This window comes from Mycobacterium sp. 852002-40037_SCH5390672 (assembly GCF_001665875.1).
GTDB lineage: Bacteria > Actinomycetota > Actinomycetes > Mycobacteriales > Mycobacteriaceae > Mycobacterium.
Genome location: NZ_LZTA01000099.1, coordinates 61932 through 80454, shown reverse-complemented (window position 1 = coordinate 80454; position 18523 = coordinate 61932). Strand labels below are relative to the sequence as shown.

Here is an 18523-nt window from a genome sequence, read left to right as displayed (position 1 = left end):
CAAGACGGCGAAGACGATGGCCACCGCCCCGCCGATCAGCGCGTCGAAGATGCGTTCCAAGCCGACGCCGCCGCGGTAGAGGGCCAGCACCAGGATCGCCGACACCACCGTCTGGTTGGCGAACATCATCCCGTGCCCGATGAAGCCGCCCCCGATGAACACCGCGGCGCCCAGCGCCACCAGGGCGGCGACCGCGATGGGCATGTCCCCGGGCCCGAACAGGCCCTGCACCAGCGAGCCCACCCCGATGCCCAGCGTCACCCCGATCATCATCTGGACGGCGCGCTGCGCACGGAGCACGTTGCTGGTCGACAACGACACCGCGGCGGCGATCGGCGCGAAGAATGGCTGCGGGTGTTCCAGCACATCGTGGGCCAGGTACCAGGACAGGCCCGCGGCCACCGCGGTCTGCACCAGGTTGAACCACACCGTCCGCAGCCGTTTGCTGCCCGCACGCGCGACGGCGAGAACCAGCGGGGGCGCCGCCTGCCGCGAAGTGCCCACCGGCTACGTCCGGATTAACTCGAACAGCGGAATCACCCGGGTGGTCTTGGCCTGGTATTCGGCGAAGCCGGGCGCGACGGCGGTGACTTTGCCGAAGAGCGCGGCGCGCTCGTCTGCGGGCAGCTCGTGCGCGGTCACGTCGAACGCACGCACTCCCGGCGCGGCGCCGATCTCGACGCGTCCCCGGGGGTTGGCCCGCAGGTTGTGCACCCAGGCCGGGTCCTTGGGCGCGCCGGCGAAGGAGCCGATGATGACGAGCTTGCCGTCGATGTCGAAATAGGCCAGCGGCGACACCCGGGGTTGGCCCGACTTGGCGCCGGTCGTGTGGAGCAGCAGCAGGTTGGCGTCGGCGAACTGGCCGCCGACCTTGCCGTCGTTGGCGCGGAACTCCGCGATGATCTTCTCGTTGAAATCGTTGACGGTCTCTGCGTCAGGTGTTTCGGTCATGCCCGGTCAACCTTGTCGGGTTTGGCGTCTATTCCGGACTCCTTGCGCTGCTGGGCCGTGATCGGCGCCGGCGCTTCGGTGAGCGGGTCGACGCCGCCGCCGGTCTTCGGGAAGGCGATCACCTCACGGATGGAGTCGACCCCGGACAGCAGCGCGTTGATCCGGTCCCAGCCGAACGCGATCCCGCCGTGTGGTGGCGCGCCAAAGGTGAACGCCTCCAACAGGAATCCGAATTTTTCTTCGGCCTCGGCGTGGTCCAGGCCCATCACCGCGAAGACCCGCTCCTGGATGTCGCGGCGGTGGATACGAATCGAGCCACCACCGATCTCGTTGCCGTTGCAGACGATGTCGTAGGCGTCGGCGAGCACGTTGCCGGTATCGGTCTCGATGGCGCTCTCGTGGCCGGACTTGGGTGAGGTGAACGCGTGATGCACGGCGGTCCACGCCCCCGATCCGACCGCGACGTCACCGGCGGCGGTCGCGTCGCCGGCGGGCTCGAACAGCGGCGGGTCCACCACCCAGACGAACGCCCAGGCGTCGGGATCGATCATGCCCAGCCGGTGGGCGATCTCACCGCGGGCCGCTCCCAGCAGTGCCCGCGACGGCTTGGCCGGGCCCGCCGAGAAGAAGACGCAATCCCCCGGCTTGGCCCCGACCTGCGCGGCCAACCCGTCGCGTTCGGCGTCGGAAAGGTTCTTGGCGACCGGACCGCCCAGCGTGCCGTCGTCGGCGATCAGCACGTAGGCCAGTCCGCGGTGACCGCGCTGCTTGGCCCACTCCTGCCAGCCGTCCAGCGTGCGCCGCGGCTGCGACGCCCCGCCGGGCATCACCACCGCGCCGACGTACGGTGCCTGGAAGACGCGAAATGTGGTGTCTTTGAAGAACTCTGTACAGTCGACGAGCTCGAGCGAGAAGCGCATGTCGGGCTTGTCGGAACCGAATCGTCGCATCGCGTCGGCATAGCTGATCCGCGGGATCGGCGTCGGAATCCGGTAGCCGATCAACGCCCACAACGAGGACAGGATCTCCTCGGAAATGGCGATGATGTCCTCGGCGTCGACGAAGCTCATCTCCATGTCGAGCTGGGTGAACTCCGGTTGGCGATCGGCGCGGAAATCCTCGTCGCGGTAGCAGCGGGCGATCTGGTAGTAGCGCTCCATGCCGGCCACCATCAACAGCTGCTTGAACAGCTGCGGGCTCTGCGGCAGGGCGTAGAACGAGCCGGGGTGCAGGCGGGCGGGCACCAGGAAGTCGCGCGCCCCCTCCGGGGTCGAGCGGGTAATCGTCGGGGTTTCGATTTCGACGAAGTCATGCTGCGCGAGCACCGAACGCGCGGCGGCATTCACCTTGGAGCGCAAGCGGATTGCTTCGGCCGGGCCGTCGCGGCGCAGGTCCAGGTAGCGATATTTCAGCCGCAGCTCCTCGCCTGCGGGCTCGTCGAGCTGGAACGGCAGCGGCGCGCTCTCCCCCAGCACCGTCAGCGAGGTGGCGTTGATCTCGATCTCGCCGGTGGCGATCTCGGGGTTGGCGTTGCCTTCCGGGCGGATCTCGACCACACCGGTGACCGCGACACAGAACTCGGCGCGCAGCCGGTGCGCCTGGGCCAGCACGTCCTCAGCGCGAAACACCACCTGGGCGATCCCGGAGGCGTCGCGCAGGTCGATGAAGATGACGCCGCCGTGGTCGCGGCGGCGGGCCACCCAGCCCGCCAGCGTCACCTGCTGCCCGGCGTCGCGACTCCTCAGCGAACCCGCGGCATGACTGCGCAGCACAAAACACTCCTCTTCACCTGGCCAGAACGAGTGCCCAGTCTAAAGGAGGTAATTTCGGTGGCATCGCCACAGACGCTGCTACCAACATCGCCCTGGTCGGTCCCGGCGCCGTCGGCACGACGGCCGCCGCGCTGCTGTACCGGGCGGGCCATTCGGTCGTGGTATGCGGACGCACCCCGCGCGACACCATCGAACTGCGGCCCGACGGCGCCGACCCGATCGTCGTCCCCGGTCCCGTGCACACCGATCCCGCCGAGGTGACCGCGCCGGCGGACGTGGTGTTGCTGGCCGTCAAGGCCACCCAGAACGAGGCGGCCGCCGGCTGGCTGGCCCGGCTGTGCGACGTCCACACCATCGTCGTGGTGCTGCAAAACGGCGTCGAGCAGGTCGAGCAGGTGCAGCCGCACTGCCCGCTGTCCCCCGTCATCCCCGGGATCGTGTGGTACTCGGCCCAGACCCAGCCCGAGGGGTGGGTGCGATTGCGCAGCGAGGCGGCGCTGGTCCTGCCCAGCGGGCCCTCCGGACAGGCCGTTGCCGAACTGCTGCGCGACGCGGGATGCCGGGTGGACTGCGACCCCGACATCATCACCGCGGTCTGGCGCAAGCTGCTCACCAACGCACTGGCCGGGTTCATGGCGCTGTCGCGGCGGCGGTCCGGGATGTTCCGCCGGGACGATGTCGCCGCGCTGTCGCGGCGCTATGTCGCCGAGTGCCTTGCCGTCGCGCGGGCCGAGGGTGCCCGGCTGGCCGACGGCGTGGTCGACGAGTTGGTCGACATGTTTCGCAACGTTGCCGAGGACATGAGCACGTCCATCCTGACCGACGCCGAACAGCAGCGGCCGATGGAATGGGACATCCGCAACGGCGTGATCCTTCGCAAAGGCCGGGTCCACGGCCTGGCCACGCCGATCAGCGACGTCATAGTGCCCTTACTGGCCGCGGCCAGCGATGGCCCCGGCTAGATTAATTTCATGTTCCCCTGCGAGCGCGTCGATACGGGCTTCACCGACACCGCACCCTTCCGGTTCAGCAACAGCGTCGACCTCGCCATCACCCCCGAGCAGCTGTTCGAGGTGCTTTCCGATGCCCAGTCCTGGCCGCGTTGGGCGAAGGTGATCACGAAGGTGACCTGGACCAGTCCCGAGCCGCGCGGTGTCGGGACCACCCGCATCGTCGAGATGCGCGGCGGCATCGTCGGCAACGAGGAATTCCTTGCCTGGGAACCGTTCACGCACATGGCTTTTCGCTTCAATGAATGCTCGACTCGATCCGTGGCGGCCTTCGCCGAGGATTACCGGGTCGAGGTCATCCCGGGCGGCTGCCGGCTGACGTGGACCATGGCCCAGAAACCGACCGGACCGGCGAAGCTGGCGATGGTCGTGGTGGGGCCGCTGCTGAACCTGGCCCTGCGCCGCTACCTGCGAAACCTGCGCAGCTACACCGACTCCCTTGCGACCCGGCAACGTTAGGAGCGCGTCATGACCTTCAACGAGGGCATGCAGATCGATACCAGCACCGCGTCCTCGTCCGGTGGGGGCGGAATGGGAATGGCCGTCGGGGGTGGCGGCCTCGGGCTGCTCATTCTGATCGGGGCGCTGTTTCTGGGCGTCGACCCCGGCCGGGTCATGAACCAGCAGCAGACCAACACCGGCGGCTACTCGGCGCCCGGCTTCGACCTGAGCCAGTGCAAGACCGGCGCCGACGCCAACAAGTACGTGCAATGCCGCGTGGTCGCCACCGGCAACTCGGTGGACGCGGTGTGGCATCAGCTGCTGCCGGGTTACACCCGCCCCCACGTCCGGCTGTTCACCGGCCGGGTGAGCACCGGCTGCGGGGCGGCCACCACCGCGGTCGGGCCGTTCTACTGCCCGGTCGACCAGACGGCGTACTTCGACACCGACTTCTTCCAAGAGCTGGTCGATCGATTCGGTTCCAGCGGTGGGCCGTTCGCCCAGGAGTATGTGGTCGCCCACGAATACGGCCACCATGTGCAGCAGCTGCAGGGTCTGCTCGGGCGCTCGCAGCAGGGTGCGCAGGGCGCCGGCGGCAACGGCGTGCGCACCGAGTTGCAGGCCGACTGCTACGCCGGCATCTGGGCGCACTACGCCTCCACGGTCAAGCAGGAGAGCACCGGCGTCCCGTACCTGGAACCGTTGAGCGACAAGGACATTTCCGACGCCCTCTCGGCCGCGGCCTCGGTCGGAGATGACCGCATCCAGAAGGAATCCACCGGGCGGGTCAGTCCCGAGTCCTGGACGCACGGCTCGTCGGAACAGCGCCAGAAGTGGTTCACCATCGGGTACCAGACCGGTGACCCGAAGAAGTGTGACACCTTCTCGGCGCCCGACTTGGGTTAGCCCGAGCTAGGCCAGCAGGCCCCGCAGCTCGGCGCGGCCCTGCTCGTCGAGCGGAAGCAGCGGCGCGCGCGGGTCTCCGACCGGGAAATCGAGCAGCTCCAGGCCGGCCTTCACGGTGGTGGCCAGTCCGCCCGCGACGATGAAGGTGAGTAGCGGCCTGAGATCGTCGTAGAGCTTCTGCGCGGTGTCGAGGTCTTGTGCGCGCACCGCCTCGTACAGGTCGATGCAGGGCTGTGGCCGCAGATTCGGTGCGGCCGTGCACCATCCGGAGGCTCCGGCCGTCAAGGCGTCGAGCACCAGCGGGTTGCTGCCGTTGTAGAAGGGCAGCCGGTTGCCGGACAGTTCGGCGATGCGCTGCATGCGCGTCAGGTCACCGGTGGATTCCTTGACCATGGTGACGTTGTCGATGCCTTCGAACATCCGGACCAGCAGCTCGGGCGGCATGTCGACACCGCTGGTGGCCGGGTTGTTGTAGGCCATGATCGGGATGGAGATGGCGTCGCTGATGCTCTGGTAATGCTGGAAGATCTCCCGCTCGGCGAGTTTCCAGTAGGAGACCGGCAGGATCATCACCGCGTCGGCCCCGGCCTGCTGCGCGTAGGTGGCGCGCCGAATGGTCTTGGCGGTGGTCACATCTGACACCCCGACGATCACCGGGACGCGGCCGGCGACGGTGGCGATGGTCGTGTCGACGACCGTGTCGAATTCGGGTTCCTCGAGGTACGCCAGTTCGCCGGTGCTGCCCAGCGGCGCGATCGCATGAACGTCGGCGGACACCAGCCGCTCGACCAGCGCGGCCAGGCGTTCGGTGTCGATTCCCTCGCCGGAAAACGGGGTTACCGGGTAGGCGATGATGCCGTGGATCTTGGGCTCGGGCGTTTGCGCCACAGCGGGCTCCTCGGAATTAGGTTGGCGGCTAACGGGTTCAGCGGGTCAACACGTCGGGATGCCGGGCCAGGGCCCGGCGGGCGTAGTAGGCGAAGTTGGCGCGGCTGCGTTGCGGTGACAGCGTCCAGTCGTGGGCCTCGCGTGCCAGTTCTTCGGGGAGTTCTTTGACGGCGCCGGCGGCCATGGCGGTCAGCTGCAGTTTGGCGGCGCGCTCGATGAGGATCGACAACGAGCACGCCTCCTCGACGCTGGCACCGGCGATGACGTGACCGTGATGCGCCAGCAGGACGGCCTTCTTGTCGCCAAGGGCTGCGGTGATGATCTCCCCTTCTTCGTTGCCGACCGGCACGCCCGGCCAGTTGGGCAGAAACGCGCAGTCGTCGTACAGCGGTGTGGTGTCCATGTGGGAGACGATCAGCGGGACTTCCAGCATCGACAGTGCCGCCACGTGAAAGGCGTGGGTGTGCACGATGCACTGGACGTCGGGCCGGGCGCGATAGATCCAGCTGTGAAAACGGTTGGCGGGGTTCGCGATTCCGTCCCCGTCCAGGACGTTGAGGTCCTCGTCGACCAGGAGCAGGTTGTCGTCGGTGATCTCGTCGAACCCCAGGCCGAGGCGCTGGGTGTAGTAGGTGCCCTGCGTCTCGGCGCGGGCGGTGATCTGTCCGGCCAGCCCGGAGTCATGCCCGGCGTCGAAGAGCGCCCGGCAGGTCAAAGCCAGCTTCTGACGCGTGGTCAACTGCGAATCGGCGACGTTCGCCGTCAGCTGCTCGGCAGCCCGGCGCATCAAATCGGATTTCGAATCGGTGAACGTGCTGGCCATAACCGGCTCCCTCGGGGCGAACGTGTGACACAATAGTATCACTATAGGAAACCTTGTGTCATGAGAGGGGTGACCCGTGACCGCACTGCTGCGCGCGGTCCGCAAGCAACGCGGCCTCACCCTGGAGGCGCTGGCCCAGCAGACTGGACTGACCAAGAGCTACCTGTCCAAGATCGAACGTCGGTGCAGCACACCGTCAATCGCGGTGGCCCTCAGGGTCGCCAAGGCCCTCGACGTCGATGTCGGGCGGCTGTTCTCGGAGGAGGCGGCGCAGGAGAAGATCACCGTCGAGCGTGCCACCGGCAACGCCGAGGGTGAGCGCTACCAGGTGCTGGCCTCGTCGCTGCTGGGAAAGTCGATGTCGCCGTTCGTGGTTCGCCCGACCGAGCAGCTGGCCGACGATCCCCATCCCGAGCATGCCGGCCAGGAATTCATCTTCGTGCACGCCGGAACCATCGAACTCGACTACGGGGACCAGACGTTCTCACTCGGCCCCGGCGACAGCGCCTATTTCGACGCATCGGTCAGCCATAAGATCCGGGCGGTCGGCGCCGAACGCGCCGAGGTGGTCGTCGTCGCGCACGTCGAGCCCGGCGGCCGCGGCACCCCCGACATGTTCGTGTCTTAGACTTCTATCCCCCACCCAACCCGCTCACCTCTTCCTCACCGCAGAACGCGAAAGGCGTTGTCCGTATGCCGGATCCGAAACTGCGTCTGCCGGCGTCCCCGACGGCTTCAGAGCATCCCGAAAACGGACAAGCGTCGGCATGGGCGCCTATGCGCAATCGGGTGTTTCGCGCGTTGTTCGTCGCGCAGTTCGTCTCGAACGTCGGGACCTGGATGCAAAGCGTGGCCGCGCAATGGTTCCTGATCGAAGACCACAGTAGTGCCGTCATCGTGGCACTGGTCCAGACCGCGAGCCTGGGGCCGACGCTTTTGTTGGGATTGTTCGCCGGGGCGCTCGCCGACCTGTTCGACCGGCGGCGGCTGCTGATATTCCTGCAGTCCTACGCGGTGTTGGTGACGCTGGCCCTGGCGGCGCTGACGTTTCTCGGCACCCTTACCCCGACCTCCCTGTTGCTGTTCACCTTGGCCGTCGGCTTCGCCTCCGCCCTGACCGCGCCGGCGTGGCAGGCCATTCAACCGGAGGTCGTCACCCGCGACGAGATACCGGCCGCCGCAACCTTGGCCAGCGTCTCGGTGAACGTCGCCCGCGTGGTTGGGCCTGCGATCGGCGGCGTGGTGCTGGCGGTGACCGGCCCGGGAGCGGTCTTCGCCATCAACGCAATATCCTTCACCGGAATCATCATCGCGCTGCTGGCGTGGCGACGACCCAGACAAGAGCCACCGGTCGAACGAGAACATTTCAGCCAGGCCATCGTCAGCGGCTTCCGGTACGTCGCCAACGGTCCGATATTTCGCAGAATTCTCTTGCGCACGGCCATTTTCGTGTTTCCCGCCTCGGCGCTTTTGGCGTTGTTGCCGGTCGCCGCCGCCGACAGGTGGCACCTGGGAGCCGGCGGCTACGGCGTGGCGCTGGGAGCCATAGGTTTCGGCGCGGTGCTCGCCGTCGCGGTGCCGGCGCCGCTGCGCCAGAAGGCGTCACCCAACGCGCTGCTGGCGATATCGGCCGCCGCGTGCGCCCTTGCGCCGCTTGCGGTGGTCTGGCTGCCCTTCGCCGCGGCGGCACCGTTTCTGGTGTTGTCCGGGATGACCTGGCTGATCACCTTGACGACGTTGAACGCATCGGCACAACTCAGTCTGCCGCAATGGGTTCGGGCCCGCGGACTGTCCGTGTATCTGCTGGTTTTCACGGGATCCCAGGCGTTCGGCTCGTACCTCTGGGGCGCCATCGCCACGCGGGCGGGGCTCGATCTCGCGCTGATTGTGTCGGCCGCAATGCTGGGCGCCGCCGCGCTCAGCGTCGCCGTTGTGCCGTTGCGGCCATCCACCGGAAAACTCAGCCGGGACATCTCCCGGGCGTGGCCGTCGCCGATGATGGTCTTTGAACCCTGCCCTAACGACGGACCGGTCCTGGTTGTCGTCCGCTATCGAGTGTCGGCGGACAAACGACAACAGTTCGTCGAGGCGATGAGCGCGGTGCGGCGATCGCGGCTGCGCACCGGTGGACACAGCTGGCGGCTGTACTACGGCATCGGAGACCCCGACGCGGTGCTCGAGAGGTTCACCGTGCCGTCGTGGACCGAGTTTCAGCACCAGCGCACCGAGCGCTGGCTGGAGTCCGACCACGATGGCTTCGCGACGGCGTTGAGGTACACCGTCGACAATGCCCGCCAGCACGAGTACTACCTCGCGTTGCGAGTGCATCGATGACCCAGTTGTTCGGCGACGGCATGCTGCGCCGGCCCCTCGCCGGCTGATTACCCGGGCCGGGCCGCGCAGGTGACGGTGGTGGTCGCGTCCCGCTGGACGACCACCTGGCCGTCCACGGCGATCTCGCAATGGAATGAGGCCGGACCATTGCCCGAATCCGGCCAATGCAGCATGCCGCTGGCGCTGATGCTCGCCCACTGGGTCGGGTTTGCCAGCGTGGCCGTGTAGACGACCGGTTGGCCGGCGCTGAGCGGGGCCTGCACGTTGGTCATGAACTTCGACGGGTCCGCGTTGTAGGCGGCCTGGCTGGGCGGATCGGTATTCACGTAGTTGACCGTGGCGGTCAGATTGTTGGGGCTCGTCACCGTGTAGGTCACCTGGTGACCGGCCGGATCCGCATAGCTGGTCGCGGGTGTGAGCATCACCCCTACGGCCGTTACCAGCAGTACCGCTGAGACCGCGCTCGCTGTCCTGTGCACGTTCGTCATATCGAAAACGCTACCGGATTCGTTAGCAGCGGTTCGGTGTTCACCGGCAGCTGGGCCCGCGGTTGTCCGGCTCCGGTATGAAACAAGCATGAGCGATGAGCTGGATCCGGCCCCCAACCAGGCCGATATCACCGAAGCACCGGTGACCCGCCGCCGGTTGCTGGCCACCGGCGCGGTCTCGGCCGCTCTGGGCGTGGGCATCGGGGGTGGGGCCACACTGCTGTGCTCACGTTCGCGGGCCCCGATGGCCTGGCTGCAGCCCGATCGCCACGGCGCAGCGCCGGTCGGTGGGCTGCACCTGCAATTCGGGAAGAACGCCGGCACCGAGGTGGTGGTGTCCTGGCACACCACCGACGCGGTCCGCAATCCCCGGGTCATGCTCGGGACGCCGGCATCCGGTTTCGGCCGCACCGTGGCCGCCGAAACACGCACCTACCGGGACGCGAAGTCCAACACCGAAGTTCGCGTCAACCACGCCCGGCTCACCAACCTCACCCCGGACACCGACTACGTGTACGCCGCGGTGCACGACGGCGCGCAGCCGGAGCAGGGCACCGTGCGCACGGCACCGATAGGACGAAAACGCCTGCTGTTCACCAGCTTCGGTGACCAGTCCACCCCGGCGCTGGCCACGATGCCCGACGGCAGATACGCCACCGACAACATCGGCTCGCCGGCCGCCGCCGACACCACCATGGCGATCGAACGGATGGGCCCGCTGTTCAACCTGATCAATGGCGATCTGTGCTACGCCAACCTGGCCCACGACCGGGTGCGCACCTGGTCGAACTGGTTCGAGAACAACACCCGCTCGGCGCGATACCGGCCCTGGATGCCCGCGGCCGGCAACCACGAGAACGAATTAGGTAACGGGCCAATCGGTTACGGCGCCTACCAGGCCTACTTCGCGGTGCCCGATTCCGGATCGAGTCCCGAAACCCGCGGCATGTGGTACTCGTTCACCGCCGGCTCGGTGCGGGTGATCAGCCTGAGCAACGACGACGTCGCCTTCCAGGACGGCGGCAACTTCTACGTGCACGGCTACTCCGGCGGTGAGCAAAAGCGTTGGCTTGCAAACGAACTCGCCGCGGCCCGGCGCGATCCGGATATCGACTGGATCGTGGTGTGCATGCACCAGACGGCCATCTCCACCGCCGACAGGACCAACGGCGCCGACCTGGGCATCCGCGCGGAATGGCTGCCGTTGTTCGACCAGTACGATGTCGATCTGGTGGTGTGCGGTCACGAACACCACTACGAGCGCTCGCATCCGTTGCGCGGCGCGCTGGGGACCGACACCCGCACACCGATACCCGTCGACACCCGAAACGATCTCATCGACGCCACGCGGGGAACAGTGCACCTCGTCATCGGTGGCGGCGGCACCTCGGCACCGAGCAACGCGATGTTTTTCCCCGAGCCGCGGTGCCGGGTGGTGACCGGTGTGGGCGCATTCGATCCCGGCTTGGGCCGCAAGGCTCCCATCTACGTCCTCGAAGACGCGCCGTGGTCGGCGTTTCGCGACCGCGACAACCCTTACGGTTTCGCGGCTTTCGACGTCGACCCTGGCCGGCCCGGTGGTGATACCTCGATCAAGGCGACGCACTACGCCCTACGCGGCCCGTACGGCGAGGTCGCCGTCATCGACGAATTCACGCTCACCAAGCCGCGCGGCGATAATGCCGGCTAGCTCAAAACAACATCGTCTGAACGGGTTCGGGCGCCGGCGCGGCCGAGACCGCTTGGAAGAACGGCCGGTGGTCACCGGCCAGCCGGTGCTTGGCGATCAGCGGGGCGGCCCGCGCCCGCAACATGTCGCGGTAGCCCTGCGGCAGGTAGGCACCCCGCCGGTACAGCTCGCGATAGCGGCCGACCAGCTCGGGATGCGAGCGCGCCAGCCACGACATGAACCATCCCCGCGTCGAGCTGCGCAGATGCAGGCCGAACACCGTGACACTGCTGGCGCCGGCCGCCGCGATCTGGCCGAGGAGCCCATCGAGCTGCTCGACGGAATCGGTGAGATGCGGCAGCACCGGCGCGACCATCACATGACAATCCAGCCCGGCGGCACGGACCGCGCTGATCAGACCCAACCGGGCCTGCGGCGTGGGCGTGCCGGGCTCGACGTCCTTGTGCAGCTCGGGATCGCCGACGGCCAGCGACACCGCCACCGAAATCGGAACCTGCCCGGCGGCTTCCGTGATCAGCGGCAGGTCGCGGCGCAGCAGCGTGCCCTTGGTCAGGATCGACAACGGGGTGCCCGATTCCGTCAGGGCGCCGATGATGCCCGGCATCAGCGCGTAGCGCCCCTCGGCCCGCTGGTATGGATCGGTGTTGGTGCCCAGGGCGACGGTCTCGCGCTGCCAGGACGGCCGTCGCAGCTCGCGGCGCAGTACCTGAACGACGTTGGTCTTGACGACGACCTGGGTGTCAAAGTCGTTGCCGCAGTCCAACTCCAGGTATTCATGGGTGGGCCGGGCGAAACAGTACCGGCAGGCGTGCGAGCAGCCGCGGTAGGCGTTGACGGTGTAGCGGAACGGCAGCGCCGCCGCGTTCGGCACCTTGTTGAGCGCGGACTTGCACAGCACCTCGTGGAAGGTGATCCCCTCGAACTGCGGCGAGCGCACGCTACGCAGGAAGCCGATGCGTTGCAGCCCCGGCAGCGCCCCGTCGTCGACCGGTGTCCCATTGACCGCGACGGCCTGGTTTGCCCAGCGCATACCAACTATTCGAACAATAGTTCGATACAATGTCAATGTCGCGCACCGTTGGTGTTCAGCCCGGCCAGACCAAGGAAAGATCGAGCGGAGCCGGGGGCTTGCGGCGAGACCGAGGTGATGCCGCAAAATCGCTGACCGGGACCAGAACTGGGGAGAGTGCTTGGCGACTCGAGAGTACGAAGACGAACTGCAGTCCGAGCAGGACTATGTGGCCGGCCTCTACGCGCGGCTCGACGCCGATCGTGCGCGGATCAGGGGCGAATACAGGCAAGCGTTGCTCGGCGACGGCGAGACATCCATGGAACGCGACGTCCAGGTGCGTGCGCTGGCCAAACAGGTCAAGCGACTGGACGTGGTGGACAACGGTTTGTGTTTCGGGCGGTTGGACAGCGTTTCGGGAGAACGCTCGTACATCGGCCGGATCGGCTTTCTGGACGAGAAGAACGACTACGAACCGGTGTTGCTCGACTGGCGGGCGCCGGCGGCGCGCGCGTTCTACGTCGCCACCGCCGCGACCCCCGAGAACATGCGTCGGCGCCGCCAGTTCCACACCCGCGGGCGCCAGGTGGTCGATTTCACCGACGAAGTACTGGGGCGCCCGGTTGACGGCAACGAGCCAGGCGGCTCAGAAGATTCGGCATTGCTCGCGGCGATCAATGCGCCTCGCGGTGCCGGGATGCGCGACATCGTGGCGACCATCCAGGCCGAACAGGACGAGATCATCCGGCTCGATCACAACGGGGTGCTGGTGATCGAGGGCGGCCCCGGCACCGGGAAGACCGTGGTGGCGCTGCACCGCGTCGCGTATCTGCTCTACACGCAGCGGGAGCAGATGGAACGCCACGGCGTTCTCGTGGTCGGACCCAACCCAACGTTCCTGAACCACATCGGCCGCGTGCTGCCGTCGCTGGGCGAGATCGACGTGGTATTCAGTACCGTCGGGGGTCTCATGCCGGGCCGGCACGTCACTGCCGACGACACTCCAGAAGCCGCGCAGCTCAAGGGATCGCTGAAGATCCTGGACGTGCTTGCGGCGGCGGTCGCCGACCGGCAACGGGTGCCGGAGCATCCGCTGACGATCGAACTGGCCGACGTCACCTTGCGGATCGATGCCGATATCGCCGAGTGGGCCAGAGACGAGGCCCGCAAGAGCGGGCAACCGCACAACGACGCTCGCTCGGTGTTCATCGACGTCATCACGTGGGCGCTGACCGAACGCGGGATCGCCCGGATCGGTCGAGGCTGGCTGACCAGGGAGGACAAGGTCGTATGGGAGCGGCTGCGGGCGGATCTCATCCACGAGCTCGACGAGAACGAGGCGTTCGCCGCGGCGCTCGACGGGCTCTGGCCCACGCTGACGCCGGAATCCCTGCTGGCATCGCTGTATACGTCCCCCGAACGGTTGCGCGCCGCCGGCGCCGACCAGGCGCTGTTACGCGACGACGGCGAAGCCTGGACGGTGTCGGATGTGCCGCTGCTCGATGAGTTGGTCGACCTACTGGGCCGCGACAAGTCGGCCGACCGGGCCGCCGAGCAGGAACGCAAGGCCGAGTCCGAGTTCGCCGCCGGTGTGCTGGACAACATGATCAGCCGCGAGGACCTGATGGACGACGAGGACCACCTGCTCGCCCAAGACCTGCTGTACGGGGAGGACCTTGCCGAACGTTTTCAAGAACGCGATACCCGCGAACTCGCCGAACGCGCTGCCGCGGACCGGGATTGGACCTACCGGCACATCGTCGTCGACGAGGCCCAGGAACTTTCCGAGATGGACTGGCGGGTGCTGATGCGGCGCTGCCCCGGCCGATCCTTCACGATCGTCGGCGATCTCGCCCAACGCCGGTCCCAGGCTGGAGCGACATCGTGGGGCGCGATGCTGGAGCCGCACGTGCCCGGTCGCTGGGCCTACCGGTCGTTGACCGTGAACTACCGCACCCCGGCGGAGATCATGAGCATCGCCGCCGCGTTGCTCGCCGAGTTCGCACCCGGAGTCCGGCCGCCGGAGTCGGTGCGCGCGAGTGGCGTCCAGCCATGGTCCAGGCGGGTCACGGAGGACGAATTACCTTCTGCTATAGATGAATTCGTCCGCGACGAAGCCGGCCGCGAAGGCACCAGCGTCGTGATCGGACCACCGGGCGTGCCCGGCGCGGTGGCGGCGTCTGAGACCAAAGGCCTGGAGTTCGACGCCGTCCTGGTGGTGGAGCCGCAACAAATCCTCGGCGACGGGCCCCGCGGCGCGGCCGAACTCTATGTCGCCCTCACCCGCGCCACCCAACGTCTCGGTGTGCTGCACCGGGAACCGTTGCCGCAGGCGCTACGCGGCTTGACCGAATCCGGGACATCGGCCCAGACCGGGGATCATGGGTCCGTTTCGTCTCCGCCCGTAAGCAGCCACTCGGGGTGAGGGAAGCTGTTGGTTCTCGGCTACGACGGCCGTGTCGCAGCTACGCTGGCTGCGAGGACTTATGAGCGAGCGCATCGAGACTTCTCGCACCATCGCCGCACCGGCGCCGGCCATCTTCGCCGTGCTGTGCGACCCACAGGGCCACGTCGCGATCGACTCTTCGGGGATGCTGCAAGACGCCGAAGGCGATCCGGTACGCGGCGTCGGTGATCGCTTCGTCGTTCACATGGACCGCGAATCGTTGAACGATTTCCCGGAATTGGGCCGATACGACGTCACGGTGGATATCAAGGAGTTCGAACAGGATCGCCTGATTTCGTGGACCGTTCTCGGCCAAATCCGGCCGCCGATCGGTCATGTCTACGGCTATGCGCTCACGCCCGCCGAGGACGCCTCGGCCACCATCGTCACCTCGTTCTACGACTGGTCGAACATCGACCCGAAGTGGCGGGAAGCCGGGATTTTCCCAATTTTGTCCGAGGGTGCATTGCGCGCGACTCTGGGAATTCTCGATCGCACCGTCCGCCGCGGTTATCCGGGCGGTGATAACCGAAACCGGTGACGTCACACGCCGTGTTGCTCATCGGCTTTCGGGTGGGCGCGTGGATTAAGCGTGGTTTTACGCCAGATTTGTGCGGGTATTACCTCAAGGCCCCTCACGAAAGGACCTGTCATGTTGCACCAGGTAATTCTGGCGAGTTCGGACCCGGTCGCGGCCGGCTTTATCCTCCGTGGCATCAAGGGAATTTTCGTCGCTATCGGCAGCGTTATCGCTGCAATAATCTGCGGGATCATCGCCATGATGAAGGGCCGCAATCCGCTGGGCTGGGGAATTCTTGGGCTGTTCTTCTCGATCCTGACGTTGATCGTCGTCATCGTCATTCCCAGCAAGAAATAACAGTGCTGCGCTGTCCCACGCCAGCGCTTCTAGAAGGGCGGCGGCTCTTGATCGCCGACGCCATGGGCCAAGTCGGAACCCCAGGTATACGAAGGCTTTTCGACGTGGCGCGCCATTCGATTGTGGTGGCGTTCGGCGGCGATGCGAGCGGTGCGGTTTTGCGCGCGGGTGCGGCGGCGTTTGGGCATCATTGCCGTCCGGTCACCGCACGGCTCGGCGTTGGTGACCGCGGGTACAGGGCTCGCGCCAGTGGGCACGCACAAGCTCGGGAACAGCAGCGCGCTGCCCGGGGTGGTGACGTAGGTGTGTCCCGACGGGGACGTCAAGATCAGGGTCCCGTCGCGCAATTGGGTATCGCGCCAGCCCCAAAACGTTTTGACCAAATGATGTGTGCGGCAATAAGACTTGAGATTCGACGCGTGCGTGGGGCCACCGTCGGCGTACGGGATCGTGTGGTCGAGGTCGCAGTCGGTGGCCGGGCGGTCGCACCCGGGCCAGCGACAGGTCAGATCCCGGCAACGCACGAAATCGGCCAGTGCCTTGGATGGCAGGTAACCGGGCTCCGGCGGGGCATCCGCGGGATGGACCAGCGGCGCCAGCATGGCCGAAGCGGCCAACTCGGCGAGCAACTCCGGCGGGATCATGCCCATGGCACCTATCTGAGCGGCTGGCGTCGAACCGCGGCCATCCAGCACGGCCTGCTCGGCGATCACATGAATCACCACCGGGCTCGACGCGGGTCGTTTGCCGGCCGCGCAATCCGATCGCCCGCACCGACACCCCAATCGATCGGCATCGGCCGCCAACGCCCCCAATGCATCAGCGCGGCGCTGCTCGCGGGTGCGCGGATCATGTTCACACACCGTGGCCGCCAACGCATCCAACCTTTTATCCAACGCATGCGCGTCCGGACTCATCAGACTGCCTTCAATATGCGACATGCCGTCGCCCGTATCGGCGATCCAAATCTCGCGATCGGCTATGCGCTCCTTGCGGCGTCGTACCGCGTCCGCGTCGGCGCGAGCCACCACCTTATCCACCTGCGCGGCCAGCCGGCCCTGGCTCAGTGACGGCCACCTGGTGACGTTGGCGGCCAGCTCGGCGTCCACGGCGCCCAACACATCGGGGTCGGTGATCAAATCGGTGTGGAACGCGATCGTTTGAAACATTCGGTAGTCGATGTCGCCGGCCGCGAAGACCGCGCCTACTTTCGGCAGCCGCTCGCGCATAGCCCGGGCATAGCGCACGCGGCTGGCGGCCAGCCCCTGACCGATCCGCAACTCGGCGGCCACCTCCGCGGCTACCGCCGCCTGGGTGTCAACGGCCCACTCCTCGGTCTCCGAACACCGCGAGAGCCGGTAGACAAACAACTCACCAATGGCCACCAACTGCGCGGCGGCGGCGCGATTCTCCGCCCGCGCGGCCGCACCGATCCGGTCCAGCAGACCCACGGATATCGCCGTCACCGATGGGTAATGGCGCTCGACAAGCTCGTCAAACCGAGCAGTCACCTCCGGCGACGACACTTGCTTATCGAACATAGGTTCGAGTATGCCACCGGAGTCCGACAAGGGCCGGCGCGCCACTCGGGGAGCGCCGGGCATCCCCGTAACGCCTACCGACGAAGTCGTGAAAGCACTTCGGCGACAACGGAATCCAACGCAACGGAGACCTGCTCGCCGGACCCGAGATCCTTCACCCCGACGGTGCCGGACTCGATATCCCGGTCGCCGAGGACCAGCGCGATCCGGGCACCGGAGCGATCGGCCGCGCGCATCGCGCCCTTGAGTCCGCGGTCACCGTAGGCCAGGTCGACGCGCACACCGCCGCCGCGCAACTGCGCGGCCAGCACCGCCAGGCGCAACTTGGCCTGCTCGCTCAGCGGCACGCCGAACACCTCGCAGCGCGCGGTCTCCCCCACGCTCTTGCCCTCTGCACGCAGCGCCAACAGCGTACGGTCCACACCGAGCCCAAACCCGATGCCGGACAGGTCTTGTCCGCCGAGCTGGTGCATCAGGCCGTCGTAGCGGCCGCCACCACCGATGCCGGACTGCGCGCCCAGGCCGTCGTGCACGAACTCGAACGTGGTCTTGGTGTAGTAGTCCAGCCCGCGGACCATGCGCGGGTTGATGACGTAGGGCACTGCCATCGCATCCAGGTGCGCCAGCACGGTGTCGAAGTGCTGCTTGGCCGCGTCGGACAGGTGATCGAGCAGCACCGGTGCGTCGGCGGTCATGGCGCGCACCTCGGGCCGCTTGTCATCGAGCACCCGCAGCGGATTGATCTGCGCCCGCCGTCGCGTTTCCTCGTCCAGGTCGAGCGCGAAGAGGAAGTCCTGCAACAGTTCCCGGTACTGCGGACGGCAGCTGTCATCGCCCAGCGAGGTGATCTCCAGGCGGAATCCGTCGAGCCCGAGTGACCGGAAGCCCGCGTCGGCGATGGTGATCACCTCGGCATCCAGCGCCGGGTCGTCGACGCCGATCGCCTCCACGCCGACCTGCTGCAGCTGGCGGTAGCGGCCGGCCTGCGGGCGTTCGTAGCGGAAGAACGGCCCCGCGTAGCAGAGTTTGACCGGCAGCGCCCCGCGGTCCAGGTTGTGTTCGATCACCGCGCGCACCACGCCGGCGGTTCCCTCGGGCCGCAGCGTGACCGAGCGGTTGCCGCGGTCGGCGAACGTGTACATCTCCTTGGACACCACGTCGGTGGATTCACCGACGCCGCGGGCGAACAGGCCGGTGTCTTCGAAGATGGGCAGCTCGATGTCGCCGTAGCCGGCCCGGCGGGCCGCACCGAGCAAGCCGTCGCGCACCGCGACGAACTGCGCCGAGTCGGGCGGGACGTAGTCCGGTACCCCTTTGGGCGCGGAGAAGGCTGAGAATTCCGGCACG

At 67.2% G+C, this 18523-nt stretch carries 18 protein-coding genes; 9 read left to right on the top strand and 9 right to left on the bottom strand.

The genetic code is table 11. The features are described from left to right. From A5782_RS18730 to aspS, 3 genes are all read right to left on the bottom strand, one after another. A partial coding sequence (locus A5782_RS18730) for an aromatic acid exporter family protein (RefSeq protein ID WP_197694274.1) occupies positions 1-504 on the bottom strand: 504 nt, incomplete at its 3' end. Positions 505-507: 3 nt separating this feature from the next. Beyond that, on the bottom strand, positions 508-951 hold the full coding sequence (locus A5782_RS18725) for a nitroreductase family deazaflavin-dependent oxidoreductase (RefSeq protein WP_067103354.1): 444 nt from the start codon (positions 949-951) through the stop codon (positions 508-510). Beyond that, on the bottom strand, positions 948-2723 hold the full coding sequence (gene aspS / locus A5782_RS18720) for an aspartate--tRNA ligase (RefSeq protein ID WP_067103352.1): 1776 nt from the start codon (positions 2721-2723) through the stop codon (positions 948-950). The genes A5782_RS18725 and aspS overlap by 4 nt, the downstream gene beginning before the upstream one ends. Before the next feature lie 62 nt (positions 2724-2785). On the opposite strand from aspS, the gene A5782_RS18715 reads away from it, so the two are divergent. Genes A5782_RS18715 through A5782_RS18705 form a run of 3 tightly spaced genes read left to right on the top strand, consistent with a single transcriptional unit; the run spans position 2786 to position 5080 of the window. Then, complete coding sequence (locus tag A5782_RS18715; protein WP_197694276.1) at positions 2786-3685, top strand: oxidoreductase; 900 nt, start codon at positions 2786-2788, stop codon at positions 3683-3685. A gap of 9 nt (positions 3686-3694) precedes the next feature. Next, positions 3695-4192: an SRPBCC family protein gene (locus tag A5782_RS18710; protein ID WP_067103348.1), complete on the top strand. Its 498-nt coding sequence runs from the start codon at positions 3695-3697 to the stop codon at positions 4190-4192. Positions 4193-4201: 9 nt separating this feature from the next. Next, positions 4202-5080: a neutral zinc metallopeptidase gene (locus A5782_RS18705; RefSeq protein ID WP_067103346.1), complete on the top strand. Its 879-nt coding sequence runs from the start codon at positions 4202-4204 to the stop codon at positions 5078-5080. Positions 5081-5086: 6 nt separating this feature from the next. Here the strand turns inward: A5782_RS18705 and A5782_RS18700 are convergent, their stop codons facing one another. Both A5782_RS18700 and A5782_RS18695 read right to left on the bottom strand, forming a co-directional pair. Next, on the bottom strand, positions 5087-5968 hold the full coding sequence (locus A5782_RS18700; protein ID WP_067103344.1) for a dihydrodipicolinate synthase family protein: 882 nt from the start codon (positions 5966-5968) through the stop codon (positions 5087-5089). Between the two features lie 37 nt (positions 5969-6005). Continuing rightward, positions 6006-6791, bottom strand: a complete 786-nt coding sequence (locus A5782_RS18695; protein ID WP_067103342.1) for an aldolase — start codon at positions 6789-6791, stop codon at positions 6006-6008. A 76-nt stretch (positions 6792-6867) separates the two neighbouring features. Between A5782_RS18695 and A5782_RS18690 the strand changes: the two genes are divergently transcribed. Both A5782_RS18690 and A5782_RS18685 read left to right on the top strand, forming a co-directional pair. Further along, positions 6868-7419 carry a helix-turn-helix domain-containing protein gene (locus A5782_RS18690; protein WP_067103340.1) on the top strand — a complete coding sequence of 184 codons (552 nt, stop codon included), beginning with the start codon at positions 6868-6870 and terminating at the stop codon, positions 7417-7419. A 65-nt stretch (positions 7420-7484) separates the two neighbouring features. Beyond that, positions 7485-9125, top strand: a complete 1641-nt coding sequence (locus tag A5782_RS18685) for an MFS transporter (RefSeq protein WP_082942999.1) — start codon at positions 7485-7487, stop codon at positions 9123-9125. A 47-nt stretch (positions 9126-9172) separates the two neighbouring features. Here A5782_RS18685 and A5782_RS18680 read toward each other — a convergent pair whose 3' ends face one another. Beyond that, positions 9173-9613: a hypothetical protein gene (locus A5782_RS18680; RefSeq protein WP_067103335.1), complete on the bottom strand. Its 441-nt coding sequence runs from the start codon at positions 9611-9613 to the stop codon at positions 9173-9175. 88 nt (positions 9614-9701) lie between these two features. Here A5782_RS18680 and A5782_RS18675 point away from each other — a divergent pair, with 88 nt between their 5' ends. After that, entirely contained in the window at positions 9702-11303 is a 1602-nt protein-coding gene (locus tag A5782_RS18675; RefSeq protein WP_067103332.1) for a metallophosphoesterase family protein, read from the top strand. A 1-nt stretch (position 11304) separates the two neighbouring features. Here the strand turns inward: A5782_RS18675 and A5782_RS18670 are convergent, their stop codons facing one another. Next, positions 11305-12333: an Rv2578c family radical SAM protein gene (locus tag A5782_RS18670; RefSeq protein WP_067103330.1), complete on the bottom strand. Its 1029-nt coding sequence runs from the start codon at positions 12331-12333 to the stop codon at positions 11305-11307. Positions 12334-12493: 160 nt separating this feature from the next. Between A5782_RS18670 and helR the strand changes: the two genes are divergently transcribed. From helR to A5782_RS18655, 3 genes are all read left to right on the top strand, one after another. Then, a complete protein-coding gene (gene helR, locus A5782_RS18665) occupies positions 12494-14737 on the top strand; it encodes an RNA polymerase recycling motor ATPase HelR (protein WP_197694273.1) in 2244 nt (747 codons plus the stop codon). A gap of 61 nt (positions 14738-14798) precedes the next feature. Then, positions 14799-15299 carry a polyketide cyclase gene (locus A5782_RS18660; protein ID WP_067103328.1) on the top strand — a complete coding sequence of 167 codons (501 nt, stop codon included), beginning with the start codon at positions 14799-14801 and terminating at the stop codon, positions 15297-15299. A 111-nt stretch (positions 15300-15410) separates the two neighbouring features. Continuing rightward, positions 15411-15635, top strand: a complete 225-nt coding sequence (locus tag A5782_RS18655) for a deoxyribodipyrimidine photolyase (RefSeq protein WP_067103325.1) — start codon at positions 15411-15413, stop codon at positions 15633-15635. Positions 15636-15664: 29 nt separating this feature from the next. Here A5782_RS18655 and A5782_RS18650 read toward each other — a convergent pair whose 3' ends face one another. Both A5782_RS18650 and hisS read right to left on the bottom strand, forming a co-directional pair. Beyond that, positions 15665-17176, bottom strand: a complete 1512-nt coding sequence (locus A5782_RS18650; protein WP_067103323.1) for an HNH endonuclease signature motif containing protein — start codon at positions 17174-17176, stop codon at positions 15665-15667. A 74-nt stretch (positions 17177-17250) separates the two neighbouring features. After that, complete coding sequence (gene hisS, locus A5782_RS18645; protein ID WP_067103321.1) at positions 17251-18522, bottom strand: histidine--tRNA ligase; 1272 nt, start codon at positions 18520-18522, stop codon at positions 17251-17253. Position 18523 lies beyond the last annotated feature (1 nt).

Excerpts from the sequence above, each read along its gene's own strand:
- A5782_RS18725 (WP_067103354.1), bottom strand. The coding sequence starts at position 951 with ATGACCGAAACACCTGACGCAGAGACCGTCAACGATTTCAACGAGAAG.
- A5782_RS18710 (WP_067103348.1), top strand. The coding sequence starts at position 3,695 with ATGTTCCCCTGCGAGCGCGTCGATACGGGCTTCACCGACACCGCACCC.
- A5782_RS18705 (WP_067103346.1), top strand. The coding sequence starts at position 4,202 with ATGACCTTCAACGAGGGCATGCAGATCGATACCAGCACCGCGTCCTCG.
- A5782_RS18695 (WP_067103342.1), bottom strand. The coding sequence starts at position 6,791 with ATGGCCAGCACGTTCACCGATTCGAAATCCGATTTGATGCGCCGGGCT.
- A5782_RS18685 (WP_082942999.1), top strand. The coding sequence starts at position 7,485 with ATGCCGGATCCGAAACTGCGTCTGCCGGCGTCCCCGACGGCTTCAGAG.
- A5782_RS18680 (WP_067103335.1), bottom strand. The coding sequence starts at position 9,613 with ATGACGAACGTGCACAGGACAGCGAGCGCGGTCTCAGCGGTACTGCTG.
- A5782_RS18675 (WP_067103332.1), top strand. The coding sequence starts at position 9,702 with ATGAGCGATGAGCTGGATCCGGCCCCCAACCAGGCCGATATCACCGAA.
- A5782_RS18670 (WP_067103330.1), bottom strand. The coding sequence starts at position 12,333 with ATGCGCTGGGCAAACCAGGCCGTCGCGGTCAATGGGACACCGGTCGAC.
- A5782_RS18660 (WP_067103328.1), top strand. The coding sequence starts at position 14,799 with ATGAGCGAGCGCATCGAGACTTCTCGCACCATCGCCGCACCGGCGCCG.
- A5782_RS18655 (WP_067103325.1), top strand. The coding sequence starts at position 15,411 with ATGTTGCACCAGGTAATTCTGGCGAGTTCGGACCCGGTCGCGGCCGGC.
- A5782_RS18650 (WP_067103323.1), bottom strand. The coding sequence starts at position 17,176 with ATGTTCGATAAGCAAGTGTCGTCGCCGGAGGTGACTGCTCGGTTTGAC.